This window comes from Streptomyces sp. NPDC043176 (genome assembly GCF_056436715.1).
This window is the reverse complement of the sequence record NZ_JBWKCA010000020.1, coordinates 69,464-83,780: the sequence shown is the minus strand read 5'-3', so window position 1 is coordinate 83,780 and position 14,317 is coordinate 69,464. Positions and strand designations below refer to the sequence as shown.

Sequence of the window (14,317 nt, the reverse complement as noted above, 5' to 3'; positions counted from 1 at the left end):
TCCCCCGACCCTATCGCGCCCGGGCTGTCCGGCCGTACCGCATTACCGCTCGTGGGACGGGAGTTAGAGGAACCGATTGTACGGAGAGCGTGCGGATGGGTACGCTCCGTGTCCCATGCGACGGAGCAATCTCCCGGCGGAGCTGAACCGGTTCGTCGGACGGGCCGCGGAGCAGGCCGCCCTGGCGGCGCTCCTTGAGACGTCCCGCCTGGTCACGGTCGTGGGAGTCGGCGGGGTGGGCAAGACCCGACTGGCGCTGCGGGCTGCCGCCGGGGCGCAGAAACGCTACGTCGACGGGGTGCGCCTCGCCGATCTCGCGCCGCTGCGCGACCCGGACCTGGTGGCGTACGCCCTGGTCGAGGGGCTCGGCCTGACCGACCACACCCTGCGGGCCCCGCGCGAGGTGCTCGTCGAGCACCTCGCCGAACGCCGCATGCTGCTCGTCGTCGACGGGTTCGAGCACCTGGTGGACAGCTGCGCCCCGCTGGTGCGGGACCTCCTGGCGCACGCCCCCGGGCTCACCGTCCTCGCCGTCGGGCGCAGGGCGCTGCGGGTGGCGGGCGAGACGGTGTTCACGCTGGCGCCGATGGGCGAGGCGGACGCCGTGACGCTCCTCGCGGAGCGGGCCGCGGAGGCGGGTGCCCCGATGGCGGTGGCGCTTCCCGTCCCGGCCGCCGCCCTGCCCGCCCCCACGGTGCCGGGGGCTCCCGTCCTCCCCGGTACGGCCGAGGCCGTGCGGGAGCTGTGCCGGCGGCTCGACGGCATCCCGCTCGCCCTCGAACTGGCGGCGGGCAGACTGCCGCTCCTCTCCGTCGAGCAGATGCTGTGCCGTCTCGACGACCGGTTCCGGCTCCTCACGGACGGCGCGCGCGGGGCGCTGCCCCGCCACCAGACGCTGCGGACGGCGATCGGCTGGAGCCACGAGCTGTGCACCACCGAGGAGCGGCTCCTCTGGGCGCGGCTCTCGGTGTTCGCCGGACCCTTCGACCTGGAGGCGGTGGAGTACGTGTGCGGGGGCCCGGAGCTCCCGCCGGAGCGCGTCCTCGACCTGCTCGGGGGGCTGCTCGCGCAGTCGCTGGTGGCGCGGGAGGACGGTCCGGCCGGTCCCGCGTACCGGCTCCTGGACACGGTCGCCGCGTACGGGGCGGAGTGGCTGGCCGCGCTCGGCGACACGGACCGGATGCGACGGCGGCACCGCGACTGGTACATGGGCCTGGCCACCTGGTGCGAGCTGGAGTGGTTCAGTCCGCGCCAGGCGGAGGTCGCGGCCCGCACGGACGCGGCGCTGCCCAATCTGCGGGCGGCCCTCGACCTGTGCCTCGAACTCCCGGAGGACACGCACCTCGCCCAGCACCTGGCGGGCACCCTCTGGTTCGCGTGGGTGGGCTGCGGGCGGCTCTCGGAGGGCCGCCACTGGCTGGACCGGGCGCTCGCCCTGGATTCGGGGCACGAGGAGGCGCGACTGAAGGCGCTGTGGGTCCTCGGGTACGTGGCCGTCCTCCAGGGGGACGGCACGGCGGCGGTGGCGGCGCTCCACGAGTGCGGGGAGCAGGCCAGGTCCTCGGGCAACGCGCTGGCGGAGGCGTACGCCACGCACCGGATGGGCTGCCTGGCGCTGCTCTCGGACGACGTGCCGCGCGCCGAGGAGTTGATCGGGCGGGCCCTCGACGCCTACCGGGAGCTCGGCGAGCTGAACAGCAACGTGCTGATGGGGCAGGTCGAGCTGGCCATGGCACGGGCCTTCCAGGACGACCTGGAGGGGGCGGTCGCGATCTGCCGTGAGGTGCGGGAGATCTGCGAGGAGCGCGGGGAGCGGTGGACCCGGGCCTACGCCCTCTACGTCCTGGGGTTCTCGGCCTGGACCCGGGGCGCGTACGCGGAGGCGCGGGAGCTGCTCGACGAGTGCGTGTCGATCAACCACGCCTTCCGCGACCTGGTCGGCCTCGTCCTGGCGATCGAGCTGCTCGCCCTGGTGACGGTGAGCGAGGGCGACGCGGCGGAGGCCGCGGTCCTCCAGGGGGCGACGGTGCCGGTGTGGGACACCGTGGGCATCCGGCTCTTCGGCTCGGCGACCTTCGGCGGGCCGAGGGCGCTGTGCGAGCGGCTCGCGGACGAGGCGCTGGGTGCGGAGGCGTACGACGTCGCGTTCCGGGAGGGCCAGGGGCTCTCGCTGGACGCGGCGGTGGAACGCGCGCTCGCCGGCCGCCGGGAGCCGTCCCGCGGCGGCCCGGCCGGTCCCGTGGCCCCGCGCCCGTTCCGTACGGCCAGGTCGGCGGCGCTCCCGGGAACGCGGAAGCCCGCCGGCTCCCCCACCGGAAAGGGCGGGGAAGCGGCGGGCTGAACACCGCGTGGGTGGTACTGCGCCGGGGCTGGGATCAGCGGGCGTAGTACTCGACGACCAGCTGCTCGTCGCAGATGACCGGGATTTCCTTGCGGTTCGGGTCGCGGTCGAGGCGGAAGGCCAGGGCCTTCAGGTTGACCTGCAGGTAGCGCGGGGTCTCGCCGTCGGCGGCGAAGCCACCCTCACGGGCCATCTCGAACAGCGGCTTGGTGCGGCTGCGCTCGCGGACCATCACGACGTCGTCGGGACGGACGCGGAACGACGGCTTGTCGACCTTGCCACCGTTGACCTGGATGTGGCCGTGGACGACCATCTGGCGGGCCTGGTAGATGGTGCGGGCGATGCCCGAACGCAGGACCAGGGCGTCGAGGCGACGCTCGAGCTCGACGACCAGCGCCTCGCCCGTCTTGCCCTCGGCCTTCTTGGCGCGGTCGTAGGCACGCGCCATCTGGCGCTCGCTGATGTCGTACTGGGCGCGCAGACGCTGCTTCTCGAGCAGACGGACCTTGTAGTCCGAGTTCTGCTTGCGGCCACGGCCGTGCTCGCCCGGCGGGTAGGGGCGGGCCTCGAAGTACTTGACGGCCTTGGGGGTCAGCGCGATGCCGAGGGCACGCGACTTCTTGACCTTGGGACGGGACTGGTTCGGCATGAACCAACCTCTCTCATTGATGCGAAAACGGCTTCACCAGGGTTAGGGGAGGTCGCATCCGCAGCCGGGAAACCCGTCTGGTCCGTACGGGACGGACCTGTCGGGCAGCCGCTCCCAGGTCTGGGCACATACGTGCAGCACGCGAACGACCCACCGCCGCTCCCGGGATCCGGGTGGTGATGGGTGGCCCGCGACACCTTCGAAGGTGCGCGACGCTCCTGGAAACCCCGCCCGAGGGCCGGGTCTCCGGCTGACTGTCCCGCTCTGGTGTGCCGACCGGAGTCGGACACGGGACGCAGCAATCCGGACCAGTGTACCGGTTCCGGGAGGTCCGCTCGCACCGGGGCCGTCCCGCCTCGGGGGCGGCCGTCCGGGAGGCGGCCGGTCAGCCGCCCTCGCCCTTCAGGCGCTCGCGTACGCGCTCCACCACGTCCGCGTACCGGGCCTCGGCGCCGTAGCGGGTGGGTTCGTAGTAGTGGCGGCCGTGGACGGTGTCGGGGGCGTACTGCTGGGCGGCGATGCCGCCGGGGACGTCGTGCGGGTAGACGTAGCCCTGGGCGTGGCCGAGTTTGGCGGCGCCCTTGTAGTGGCCGTCGCGGAGGTGGGGCGGGACGGAGCCGGCGAGGCCGCTGCGGACGTCGGCGAGGGCGGCGCCGATCGCGGTGGTCGCGGCGTTCGACTTGGGGGCCAGGGCCAGGGCGATGGTGGCGTGGCTGAGGGTGAGGGCTGCCTCGGGGAACCCGATCATCGCGACGGCCTGGGCGGCGGCGACGGCGATCGGCAGCGCGTGGGGGTCGGCGAGGCCGATGTCCTCGCTGGCGGAGATCATGAGCCGGCGGGCGATGAAGCGCGGGTCCTCCCCCGCCTCGATCATCCGGGCCAGGTAGTGCAGGGCCGCGTCCACGTCCGAGCCGCGGATCGACTTGATGAGCGCGCTCGCCACGTCGTAGTGCTGGTCGCCGTCCCGGTCGTACTTCACGGCCGCCCGGTCGACGGTCTCCTCGACGGTCTGGAGGGTGATCTCCTCCTCGCCCTTGGCGATCGCCGCGCCCGCCGCCGCCTCCAGGGCGGTCAGGGCCCGCCGGGCGTCGCCGCCCGCGACGCGCAGGAGGTGCGCCTCGGCGTCCTCGGGGAGGGTCACGGCCCCGCCGAGTCCGCGCTCGCCGGTGAGGGCCCGGGCCATCAGGCCCTTGAGGTCCTCGTCGGTCAGCGGCTCCAGGGTGAGCAGCAGGGAGCGGGAGAGGAGCGGGGAGATCACGGAGAAGTAGGGGTTCTCCGTCGTGGCGGCGATCAGCGTCACCCAGCGGTTCTCGACGGCCGGCAGGAGGGAGTCCTGCTGGGCCTTGGAGAAGCGGTGGATCTCGTCGAGGAAGAGGACGGTCTCCTTGCCGTAGCCGCCGACCGCACGCCGGGCGCCGTCGATGACGGCCCGGACCTCCTTGACGCCCGCGGTGATCGCGGAGAGCTCCACGAACCGCTTGTCGGTGGCCTTCGAGACGACGTACGCCAGGGTCGTCTTGCCGATGCCGGGCGGGCCCCAGAGGATCACGGAGGACGCGCCGGCGGGGCCGCCGTCGCCGTCTCCCACGAGCCGGCGCAGCGGTGAGCCGGGCTTGAGCAGGTGCTGCTGGCCCACCACCTCGTCGAGGGTGCGGGGACGCATCCGGACGGCCAGCGGGCTGCTGGACGGGTCCTTCTCCTGGCGGTCTTCGGCGGCTGCGGTAAAGAGGTCGGGCTCCACAGTCATGAAGCCTAGGTCACCGCGCCGACAGCGCGGTCTTCCGTCAGCCGGTCCAGAAGTCCCACCAGCGCGTCAGGATCAGCATGCCGACGATCCCGATGTGCAGGACGGGCAGGACCCAGGTGAACTCGTCGAAGAAGGTCCGCAGGCCGCGGGGGGCGGGGATGACGCCGGACCGGACGTTGTGCGAGGTCACGTACCAGAACATGACGATGGTGGCGACCCAGGCCAGGCAGCACCAGAGGCAGAGGGAGTTGATCTCGTACAGCGACTGGTACATGAGCCAGGTGCAGAAGCCGACGCCGAACAGCGTGCCCGCGTCGAGGCCGAGCCAGTACCAGCGTCGGTAGCGCGCGCCGGCGAGCAGGGCCACGCCGATGGCGATCACCATGGCGTACGTGACCAGGCCCAGCATCGGGTTGGGGAAGCCGAAGACCGAGGCCTGCTCGCTCTTCATGATGTTGCCGCAGGAGACGATCGGGTTGAGGCTGCACCCCGGCGTGAAGCTGGGGTCCTCGAGGAGCTTGATCTTGTCGATCGTGATGACCCACGCGGCGAGCAGCCCGGCCGCGCCGGTGATCACGAGGAGCCAGGCGAAGGCCCGGCTCGCCCCGATCGTGCCGCCGCCGTCCCGGCCGGACGCGGTCTCGTCCACCGCTGCCTTCGTCATGTCGCCTGTTTCCCTCGCTCGCGGGCCTTGTGGGCACGGTCATTCTGCAACACCGACCCGCCGTCCGGCCGTTCGCCGGAGATAAGGGCGGGCCCGGACCACGGTGTGGTCCGGGCCCGCCCGTACGACGGATCAGGCCAGCTTGGCCCGTACGGCGTCCAGGAGACCGTCCACGGGGACGGCCTGCTGCTCGCCGGACTCCATGTCCTTGAGCTGGACGACGCCCTCGGCGAGGTCCCGCTCACCGGCGACGACGGCGAGGCGGGCGCCCGAGCGGTTGGCGTCCTTCATGGCGCCCTTGAGGCCCTTGCCGCCGAAGGAGAAGTCCGCGGCGATGCCCTCCCTGCGGAGCTCGGTGACCTTGCCGAAGAGCAGGCGGCGCGCCTCGTCCCCGATGGCGACCGCGAAGACGCTGGTGGCGGCGGGGATGTCGAGCTCGATGCCCTCCGCCTCCAGGGCGAGGACCGTGCGGTCCACGCCGAGCGCCCAGCCCACCGAAGGCAGCGCGGGGCCGCCGATCATCTCGGAGAGGCCGTCGTAGCGGCCACCGCCGCCGACCGCGGACTGGGAGCCGAGACCGCCGTGGACGAACTCGAAGGTGGTGCGGGTGTAGTAGTCGAGGCCGCGGACCAGCTTGGCATCGTCCTCGAAGACGACACCCGCCGCGGTGATCAGGGCGCGCACCTCCTCGTGGTACGCCTTGCACGCGTCGCACAGGTAGTCGCGCAGCAGGGGCGCGTCCGTCAGCTGCTTCTGCACGGCCTCGCGCTTGTCGTCCAGGACGCGCAGCGGGTTGATCTCGGCGCGGCGCAGGGTCTCCTCGTCGAGGTCGAGCCCGCGCAGGAAGGTCTGCAGGGCCTCCCGGTAGACGGGGCGGCACTCCTTGTCGCCGAGGGAGTTCAGCAGGATGCGGAAGTTCCGCAGGCCGAGCGAGCGGTACGCCTGGTCGGCCAGGATGATCAGTTCGGCGTCGAGCGCCGGGTCCTCCGCGCCGATCGCCTCGGCACCGACCTGCGAGAAGTGGCGGTAGCGGCCCGCCTGGGCCCGCTCGTACCGGTAGTACGAGCCGGAGTACCACAGCTTGACCGGCAGGTTGCCGAGCTTGTGCAGGTTGCCCTGGAGCGCCGCGCGCAGGACGGACGCGGTGCCCTCCGGCCGCAGCGCCAGCTCGTCGTTGCCCTTGGTCGTGAGGGTGTACATCTCCTTGCTGACGATGTCGGTGGACTCGCCGACACCGCGGGAGAACAGCTTCACGTCCTCGAAGCCGGGGGTCTCGACGTAGCCGTAGCCGGAGTCGCGCAGCGGCGTGGCGATCGCCTCGCGCACCGCGAGGAAGGTCGCGGAGCGGGGCGGCAGCAGGTCGTACGTGCCCTTGGGGGCCTTGAAGGTGCTCACGAAAGTCGTCACATTCCTCGTCGGGGAGCGTCCGTGCTCCCGAGGCCGGCCGCCACGTCCCGCAGATAGGGGTTGGTGGCGCGCTCCTGGCCGATGGTCGTCTGGGGACCGTGTCCCGACAGCACCACGGTCGAGTTGTCGAGCGGCAGGCACACGCGGGCCAGCGAAGCGAGCATCTCGTCCATGTCACCGCCGGGAAGGTCGGTGCGTCCGATGGAGCCGGCGAACAGCAGGTCCCCCGAGAAGAACACGGAGGGGATCTCCGTGGTCTCGGGCATCCTGAAGGTCACCGACCCCTTGGTATGACCGGGCGCGTGGGCGACGGAGAACTCCAGACCGGCGAGCTTCAGCTCGGCGCCGTCGGTGAGCTCGCGCACGTCGCCGGGCTCGCCGACGGTCAGCTCGCCCATGAGGGGCATCCCGATGGAGCGGCCGAGGGCCTTCTCCGGGTCGCTCATCATGTAGCGGTCGGACGGGTGGATCCACGCGGGGACGTCATGGGCGCCGCACACCGGGACGACGGAGGCGACGTGGTCGATGTGTCCATGGGTGAGGACGACGGCGACGGGCTTGAGCCGATGCTTCTTCAGCGTCTCCTCGACACCCTGGGCGGCCTGGTGGCCGGGGTCGATGATCACGCACTCCTCGCCTGCGGCGGGGGCGACCAGATAGCAATTGGTCCCCCAGGCCCCGGCGGGGAACCCGGCAATCAGCACGTTCGTCCTTAGATGTCGTCCGGCACGGGGGCGCGGAACTCGTGGAAAACACGGAATGCGGCAGATCAGAGCCTACCGGCGGTGCCGCTTCCACAGCCAACCCGTATACGGTACGGGCACATCCGGCCCGGACAGGAACAGACGAGCGACAAGGAGCGGACCCGGTGGTCACCAGCGATCAGCGGCGGCGGCAGCTTGCCAGGGAGAAGTACGCGCGGCAGCAGCAGCGGCGGGAGGAGAACCGGCTCAGGGCGAGGCGTCGCAACACCGTCATCGCGGCCTCCCTCGCGGTGGTGCTCGCGGCGGGCGGTGCCGTGTACGCCTCCGTGGCGCTGACGGGCCCCGACAAGGGCTCGGACGACGCGGCGAGCGACACGCCGACCACGGCGGCGCCCACGCCCACGCAGAGCGAGTCGGCGGGCCCCGAGCCGAAGCTGGCCGTGGACACGAAGGCCACGTACGCGATGTCCCTGAAGACCGACAAGGGCGACATCACGATCACCATGGACGCGGCGAAGACCCCGCGCACGGTGAACTCCTTCGCCCACCTCGCGGGCAAGAAGTACTTCGACGGGACCAAGTGCCACCGGCTCACCACCCAGGGCATCTTCGTGCTCCAGTGCGGCGACCCCAAGGGCGACGGCACCGGCGGCCCGGGCTACACCATCCCGGACGAGAACCTGGGCGCCCTGGGCAAGGCGGGCAAGGACGGCTCGGTGACCTTCCCGGCCGGCACCGTCGCCATGGCCAACACCGGGCAGCCGGGCACCGGCGGCTCGCAGTTCTTCCTCGTCTACAAGGACACCCAGCTGCCGCCGACGTACACCCCGTTCGGGAAGATCGACGCGGCCGGTCTCAAGGCGGTCCAGGACGTGGCCGCGGCCGGTGTCGAGGGCGGCGCCACGGACGGCGCGCCCAAGAAGGCCGTCACCATCGAGAAGGCGACCGTCGCGAAGAAGTGAGCCGGGCGTCCGCACGCGCGCGACCGTCGAATCTCGGTCGCGCTGAGTGCGGACAGCCGGGCCGCGGTTCGCCTAGATTGGCGTTGTGCAGCGTGGGCCTTCGGGCGCGCTGCGGAAGGCGGGCGAGGCCCGCCGGGAAACTGTGGACGATGCCCGGGGGGTACGACCCCGCGACGGCATCATGGTGAGGAGGCGCTGTGAGCAGCGACCCGTGGGGCCGCGTCGACGAGACGGGCACCGTGTACGTGCGGACGGCCGGGGGCGAGAAGGTCGTCGGATCGTGGCAGGCCGGCACCCCCGAGGAGGCCCTGGCCTACTTCGAGCGCAAGTACGAGGGCCTGGTGGTCGAGATCGGCCTCCTCGAGAAGCGCGTGAGGACCACCGACCTCTCGGCGAAGGACGCCACCGCGGCGATCGAGCACATCCGGCAGCAGGTCGACGAGCACCACGCCGTCGGCGACCTGGCCGCGCTCGCCGCCCGGCTGGACAAGCTCGTCGAGACGGTCGAATCGCGCCGCGAGGAGCGCAAGGCCCAGAAGGCGAAGCAGACCGACGAGGCCCGCTCCGCCAAGGAGAAGCTCGTCACGGAGGCCGAGGAACTGGCCCAGAGCGAGCAGTGGCGTTCCGCCGGCGAGCGGCTGCGGGCGCTCGTGGACACCTGGAAGGGCCTCCCCCGGCTCGACCGCAAGTCCGACGACGAGCTGTGGCACCGCTTCTCGCACGCCCGCTCGGCGTTCTCGAAGCGCCGCAAGGCCCACTTCGCGTCGCTGGACGCCCAGCGCGAGGACGCCCGCAAGGCGAAGGAGCGTCTGGTCGCCGAGGCGGAGTCGCTGTCGAACTCCACCGACTGGAGCACCACGGCGGCCCGCTACCGCGACCTGATGACGGAGTGGAAGGCGGCCGGCCGCGCCCAGCGCGAGCACGAGGACGACCTGTGGAACCGCTTCCGCGGCGCCCAGGACGTCTTCTTCGCGGCGCGTGGCGAGGTCTTCGCCGAGCGGGACGCGGAGCAGACCGAGAACCTCAAGCTGAAGGAGGAGCTCGCGACCGAGGCCGAGAAGCTGGTGCCGGTGACGGACCTGAAGGCGGCGCGCGCGGCCTTCCGTTCCCTCAACGAGCGCTGGGAGGCCATCGGCCACGTCCCGCGTGACGCCCGCCCCAAGGTCGAGGGCCGGATGCACACGGTGGAGCGTGCGATCCAGGAGGCCGAGGAGGCCGAGTGGCGCCGGACGAACCCGGAGGCACGCGCCCGTGCCGCGGGTCTGACCGGTCAGCTCCAGGACGCCGTCGAGAAGCTGCGCAAGCAGATCGACGCGGCCCGTGCCGCCGGGAACGACTCGAAGGCCGACAAGCTCGCCCGCGAGCTGGAGGGCCGCCAGGCCCTGCTCGACCAGGCCATGAAGGGCCTGGAGGAGTTCGGCGGCTGACGCCGTCGCCCTTCGCGCACGAGGAAGGCCCCCGGCATCTCGCCGGGGGCCTTCCTCGTGTGGACGGAGGGTCCCGGGAAGCGTCTCGCCGATCAGGCCCGCATGATCGGCGGACGCTCCCTTACGGTCGCCGGGCGCTGGTCACGCGGTACACGTCGTACACGCCCTCCACGCCCCGTACCGCCTTCAGGACGTGGCCCAGGTGCTTCGGGTCGCCCATCTCGAAGGTGAAGCGGGAGGTGGCCACCCGGTCGCGGGAGGTCTGGACGGCCGCCGACAGGATGTTGACGTGCTGGTCCGACAGGACCCGGGTGACGTCCGAGAGCAGCCGGGACCGGTCGAGGGCCTCGACCTGGATGGCGACGAGGAAGACCGAGGACTGGGTCGGGGCCCACTCGACCTCCAGGATCCGCTCCGGTTCCCGGGAGAGGGAGTCCACGTTGACGCAGTCGCTGCGGTGAACCGATACGCCACTGCCCCGGGTGACGAACCCGATGATCGGGTCGCCGGGCACGGGGGTACAGCAGCGGGCCAGCTTCACCCACACGTCCTCGACGCCCTTGACGACGACGCCGGGGTCGGCGCTGGAGCGGCGCTTGGAGCGGCCGCGGGCGGGCGGCGCGGCCTCTTCGATGTCCTCGGTGGCGGCTTCCTCGCCGCCGAGCGCCTGGACCAGCTTCTGCACGATGGACTGGGCCGTGACGTGGCCCTCGCCGATCGCCGCGTACAGCGAGGAGATGTCGGTGTAGCGCAGCTCGTGGGCGAGGGTGACGAGGGAGTCGCCGGTCAGGATCCGCTGGATCGGCAGGTTCTGCTTGCGCATGGCCCGGGCGATGGCGTCCTTGCCCTGCTCGATGGCCTCGTCGCGGCGCTCCTTGGAGAACCAGGCGCGGATCTTGTTGCGGGCGCGCGGGGACTTGACGAAGCCCAGCCAGTCGCGCGAGGGGCCGGCGCCGGCGGCCTTGGAGGTGAAGACCTCGACCAGGTCGCCGTTGTCGAGGGTCGATTCGAGCGGCACGAGCCGGCCGTTGACCCGCGCCCCTATGGTGCGGTGGCCGACCTCGGTGTGGACGGCGTACGAGAAGTCGACCGGGGTGGCGCCCGCGGGGAGGGCGATGACGTCACCCTTGGGCGTGAAGACGAAGACCTCGTTGCGGGAGAGGTCGAAGCGCAGGGACTCCAGGAACTCGCTGGGGTCCTCGGTCTCCTTCTGCCAGTCCAGGAGCTGGCGGAGCCACGCCATGTCGTTGAGGTGGTCGTCCTTGCCGGCCTTCTTGGGCACGTCGGCGCGGACCTTGGAGGCCCCGGCGACGGCCTCCTGCTTGTACTTCCAGTGGGCGGCGATGCCGTACTCGGCACGGCGGTGCATGTCGAAGGTCCGGATCTGGAGCTCGACGGGCTTGCCGTTGGGTCCGATGACCGTCGTGTGCAGGGACTGGTACATGTTGAACTTCGGCATCGCGATGTAGTCCTTGAACCGGCCGGGGACCGGGTTCCATCGCGCGTGGACGGTGCCGAGGGCGGCGTAGCAGTCCCTCACCGTGTCGACGAGGACGCGGATGCCCACCAGGTCGTAGATCTCCGCGAAGTCACGGCCGCGGACGATCATCTTCTGGTAGACGCTGTAGTAGTGCTTGGGGCGGCCGGTCACGGTCGCCTTGATCCGGGCGGCGCGCAGGTCGGTCTGGACCTCGTCGGTCACTATGGCGAGGTACTCGTCCCGCTTGGGGGCGCGCTCGGCGACGAGCCGGACGATCTCGTCGTACATCTTGGGGTAGAGGATCGCGAAGGCGAGGTCCTCCAGCTCCCACTTGATGGTGTTCATGCCCAGGCGGTGGGCCAGGGGCGCGTAGATCTCGAGGGTCTCGCGGGCCTTCTTCTCCTGCTTCTCCCGCTTGAGGTAGCGCATCGTGCGCATGTTGTGCAGGCGGTCGGCGAGCTTGATGACCAGGACACGGGGGTCCTTGGCCATGGCGACGACCATCTTGCGGACCGTCTCGGCCTGGGCCGCCTCGCCGAACTTGACCTTGTCGAGCTTGGTGACGCCGTCGACGAGGAGCGCGACCTGGTCGCCGAAGTCACGGCGGAGGGTCTCCAGGCCGTACTCGGTGTCCTCGACGGTGTCGTGGAGCAGGCCCGCCATCAGGGTCGCCGGGTCCATGCCGAGCTCGGCGAGGATCGTCGTCACGGCGAGCGGGTGGGTGATGTACGGGTCGCCGCTCTTGCGCTTCTGGCCGCGGTGCCAGCGCTCGGCGACCTGGTAGGCGTGCTCGACCTGGCGGAGGGTCGCCGTCTCGATCTTGGGGTCGTTGGAGCGGACGATCCGCAGCAGCGGTTCGAGGACCGGGTTGTACGGGGAGGAGCGCTGGACGCCGAGGCGGGCGAGGCGGGCGCGGACCCGGTTGGACGAGCCTCCCGAGCGGGAGGGGGCCGCCGGTGTCGGCCGGGCAGTCGAGGCGGGGGCCGGCGCGGGCGGCTCGGGCGCGGGCCCGGTCTCCGCGGGCTTGTCCTGGGGCGTGCCGGTTCCCGTCGCGGCCTTCTCGGCCTTCGGGTCGGGCTGCGCGGCGGAGAGTGACTGGGCCTCGTCTGGCAAGAGCGCTCCTCGTGCGGTGCCGGGTCCCCCGGTCAGGCCCGGAAAGGCCATGGTATCGAGCCAAGAGTGCCCGTGCTCACGGGCCCGGGTTTCGGACGGCTTCCGAGGGGGCAGCGCCGTGCGGGCGGGCACGTATCGGAGAACGCGAAGGGGCGCTCCGGGGATTCCCCGGAGCGCCCCTGTCAGGGCGAACCCCGACGTCAGACCGTGATCAGCGCCTTCAGCGGTGCGTCGCCCAGGGCCGGCTCCAGCCGGGCGCGGCCCGGGAGGAAGCTCAGTTCCATGAGGACGGCGACGCCTGCGACCTCGGCGCCCGCGCGGCGGATGAGTTCGATCGAGGCCTCGGCCGTGCCGCCGGTGGCGAGGACGTCGTCGATGACCATGACGCGGTCGCCCGCGGCCAGGTCCTCGGCGTGCACCTCGATCTCGGCGGTGCCGTACTCCAGCTCGTACGCCTGGCTGAGCGTGGCCCCGGGGAGCTTGCCGGCCTTGCGGACCGGGATGAAGCCCAGGCCCGCGCGGACGGCCACCGGGGCGGCCAGGATGAAGCCGCGCGCCTCCAGGCCGACGATCTTCGTCGCGCCGTGCGCGCTGCACAACCCGGCGAGGGTGTCGGTGAGGGCGGTGAACGCCACCGGGTCCGCGAGCAGGGGCGTGATGTCCTTGAACAGCACGCCCGGCTTCGGGTAGTCGGGGACGTCACGGATGCGGCTGAGCAGGAGCTCGGCGACGTCCTGGGCCTCGGCGGTCATCCTCGGTGCTCCTGGCCCCGACGGCTGGTCCGGGGGCCCACCACGGCGGTCTCCGCCTCGACGGACAGCGCGTCCGTCTCGTCTCCCGACTCGCCCTTGGCGGCGGCGCTGGCGCGCTTGGCCTGAATGCGCTTCCTCAGGGCCTTGATCGCCGGCTCGCGCTCCTTGAGGTCGGCGACCAGCGGGGTGGCGATGAAGATCGAGGAGTACGCACCGGCGGCGAGGCCCACGAACAGCGACAGCGAGATGTCGTTCAGCATGCCGGCGCCGAGGACGCCGCCACCGATGAAGAGCAGACCGGCGACCGGCAGCAGCGCGACGACGGTGGTGTTGATCGAACGGACCAGGGTGCCGTTGATCGAGCGGTTGGCCAGCTCGCTGTAGGTGAAGCGGGTCTGCTTGGTGATGTCCTTCGTCTGCTCCTTGAGCGAGTCGAAGACCACCACCGTGTCGTACAGCGAGTAGCCGAGGATGGTCAGCAGACCGATCACCGTACCGACCGTGACCTCGAAGCCGACCAGCGAGTAGATGCCGACGGTGATCGTGAGGTCGTGGATGAGGGCGATCAGTGCCGCGACCGCCATGCGCCACTCGAAGGCGATGGCCAGGTAGATCACCACGAGGATCATGAAGACCCCGAGGCCGGTCCAGGCCTTGTTGGCGATCTGCTCACCCCAGCTGGGGCCGACCAGCTCGGCCGCGATCTTGTCCTCGGGGACGCCCAGGTCCTTCGAGAGCTCCGCGCGGACCTGGTCGGACTGCGCGGTGTCGAGGCCGCCGACCTGGATGCGCAGGGAGCCGTTGCCGAGCTGCTGGACGATGGCGTCGTGGCCGGAGGCCTCTTCCGCGTACTCCTGCGCCTGGCTGACGGAGACCTCCGACTTCGGGGTCGTGAAGACGGCACCGCCCTGGAACTCGATGCCCATGTTGAGGCCGCGGACGGCCAGGGCCACGATGGCGGTGATGGTGATCAGGATGGACAGGCCGTACCAGATCTTGCGGTTGCCGATGAAGTCGTAACCGACCTCACCGCGGTGGAGCCGGGCGCCGAGATCGCCGAGCTTCGACATC

11 protein-coding genes are annotated in these 14,317 nt (G+C 71.5%); 3 read left to right on the top strand and 8 right to left on the bottom strand.

All coding sequences use genetic code 11. From position 1 onward, the window contains the following. The first annotated feature begins 115 nt into the window (after positions 1 to 115). Positions 116 to 2,341 (top strand): ATP-binding protein, encoded by a 2,226-nt coding sequence (locus tag AC067A_RS28160; protein WP_479245280.1) that lies wholly within the window; start codon positions 116 to 118, stop codon positions 2,339 to 2,341. Positions 2,342 to 2,375: 34 nt separating this feature from the next. Here the strand turns inward: AC067A_RS28160 and rpsD are convergent, their stop codons facing one another. The 5 genes from rpsD to AC067A_RS28135 form a co-directional block, all read right to left on the bottom strand. Continuing rightward, entirely contained in the window at positions 2,376 to 2,990 is a 615-nt protein-coding gene (rpsD, locus tag AC067A_RS28155; RefSeq protein WP_015032311.1) for a 30S ribosomal protein S4, read from the bottom strand. A gap of 385 nt (positions 2,991 to 3,375) precedes the next feature. Next, positions 3,376 to 4,731 (bottom strand): replication-associated recombination protein A, encoded by a 1,356-nt coding sequence (locus tag AC067A_RS28150; protein WP_479245335.1) that lies wholly within the window; start codon positions 4,729 to 4,731, stop codon positions 3,376 to 3,378. 43 nt (positions 4,732 to 4,774) lie between these two features. Next, positions 4,775 to 5,401 carry a vitamin K epoxide reductase family protein gene (locus tag AC067A_RS28145; protein ID WP_479245279.1) on the bottom strand — a complete coding sequence of 209 codons (627 nt, stop codon included), beginning with the start codon at positions 5,399 to 5,401 and terminating at the stop codon, positions 4,775 to 4,777. 132 nt (positions 5,402 to 5,533) lie between these two features. Next, a complete protein-coding gene (gene hisS, locus AC067A_RS28140; protein WP_479245278.1) occupies positions 5,534 to 6,796 on the bottom strand; it encodes a histidine--tRNA ligase in 1,263 nt (420 codons plus the stop codon). An 8-nt stretch (positions 6,797 to 6,804) separates the two neighbouring features. After that, positions 6,805 to 7,512: an MBL fold metallo-hydrolase gene (locus AC067A_RS28135; RefSeq protein WP_479245277.1), complete on the bottom strand. Its 708-nt coding sequence runs from the start codon at positions 7,510 to 7,512 to the stop codon at positions 6,805 to 6,807. Positions 7,513 to 7,676: 164 nt separating this feature from the next. On the opposite strand from AC067A_RS28135, the gene AC067A_RS28130 reads away from it, so the two are divergent. Then, positions 7,677 to 8,474, top strand: coding sequence for a peptidylprolyl isomerase (locus AC067A_RS28130; protein ID WP_479245276.1), 798 nt, complete (start codon positions 7,677 to 7,679; stop codon positions 8,472 to 8,474). A gap of 197 nt (positions 8,475 to 8,671) precedes the next feature. Then, the gene (locus AC067A_RS28125; protein ID WP_479245275.1) at positions 8,672 to 9,901 is read left to right on the top strand and encodes a DUF349 domain-containing protein; all 1,230 of its coding nucleotides are present in this window, start codon (positions 8,672 to 8,674) and stop codon (positions 9,899 to 9,901) included. A gap of 121 nt (positions 9,902 to 10,022) precedes the next feature. Here the strand turns inward: AC067A_RS28125 and AC067A_RS28120 are convergent, their stop codons facing one another. The 3 genes from AC067A_RS28120 to secF all read right to left on the bottom strand — a co-directional run bounded on the left by AC067A_RS28120 (position 10,023) and on the right by secF (position 14,316). Beyond that, positions 10,023 to 12,494 carry a RelA/SpoT family protein gene (locus AC067A_RS28120; RefSeq protein ID WP_479245274.1) on the bottom strand — a complete coding sequence of 824 codons (2,472 nt, stop codon included), beginning with the start codon at positions 12,492 to 12,494 and terminating at the stop codon, positions 10,023 to 10,025. Positions 12,495 to 12,694: 200 nt separating this feature from the next. Then, positions 12,695 to 13,246: an adenine phosphoribosyltransferase gene (locus AC067A_RS28115; RefSeq protein ID WP_479245273.1), complete on the bottom strand. Its 552-nt coding sequence runs from the start codon at positions 13,244 to 13,246 to the stop codon at positions 12,695 to 12,697. Next, positions 13,243 to 14,316, bottom strand: coding sequence for a protein translocase subunit SecF (secF, locus tag AC067A_RS28110; protein ID WP_479245272.1), 1,074 nt, complete (start codon positions 14,314 to 14,316; stop codon positions 13,243 to 13,245). The genes AC067A_RS28115 and secF overlap by 4 nt, the downstream gene beginning before the upstream one ends. Between the last annotated feature and the right edge of the window lies 1 nt (position 14,317).

Bases quoted from the DNA above. Each gene is read 5' to 3' on its own strand.
- AC067A_RS28115 (WP_479245273.1), bottom strand. From the start codon at position 13,246: ATGACCGCCGAGGCCCAGGACGTCGCCGAGCTCCTGCTCAGCCGCATC.
- AC067A_RS28160 (WP_479245280.1), top strand. From the start codon at position 116: ATGCGACGGAGCAATCTCCCGGCGGAGCTGAACCGGTTCGTCGGACGG.
- rpsD (WP_015032311.1), bottom strand. From the start codon at position 2,990: ATGCCGAACCAGTCCCGTCCCAAGGTCAAGAAGTCGCGTGCCCTCGGC.
- AC067A_RS28145 (WP_479245279.1), bottom strand. From the start codon at position 5,401: ATGACGAAGGCAGCGGTGGACGAGACCGCGTCCGGCCGGGACGGCGGC.
- secF (WP_479245272.1), bottom strand. From the start codon at position 14,316: ATGTCGAAGCTCGGCGATCTCGGCGCCCGGCTCCACCGCGGTGAGGTC.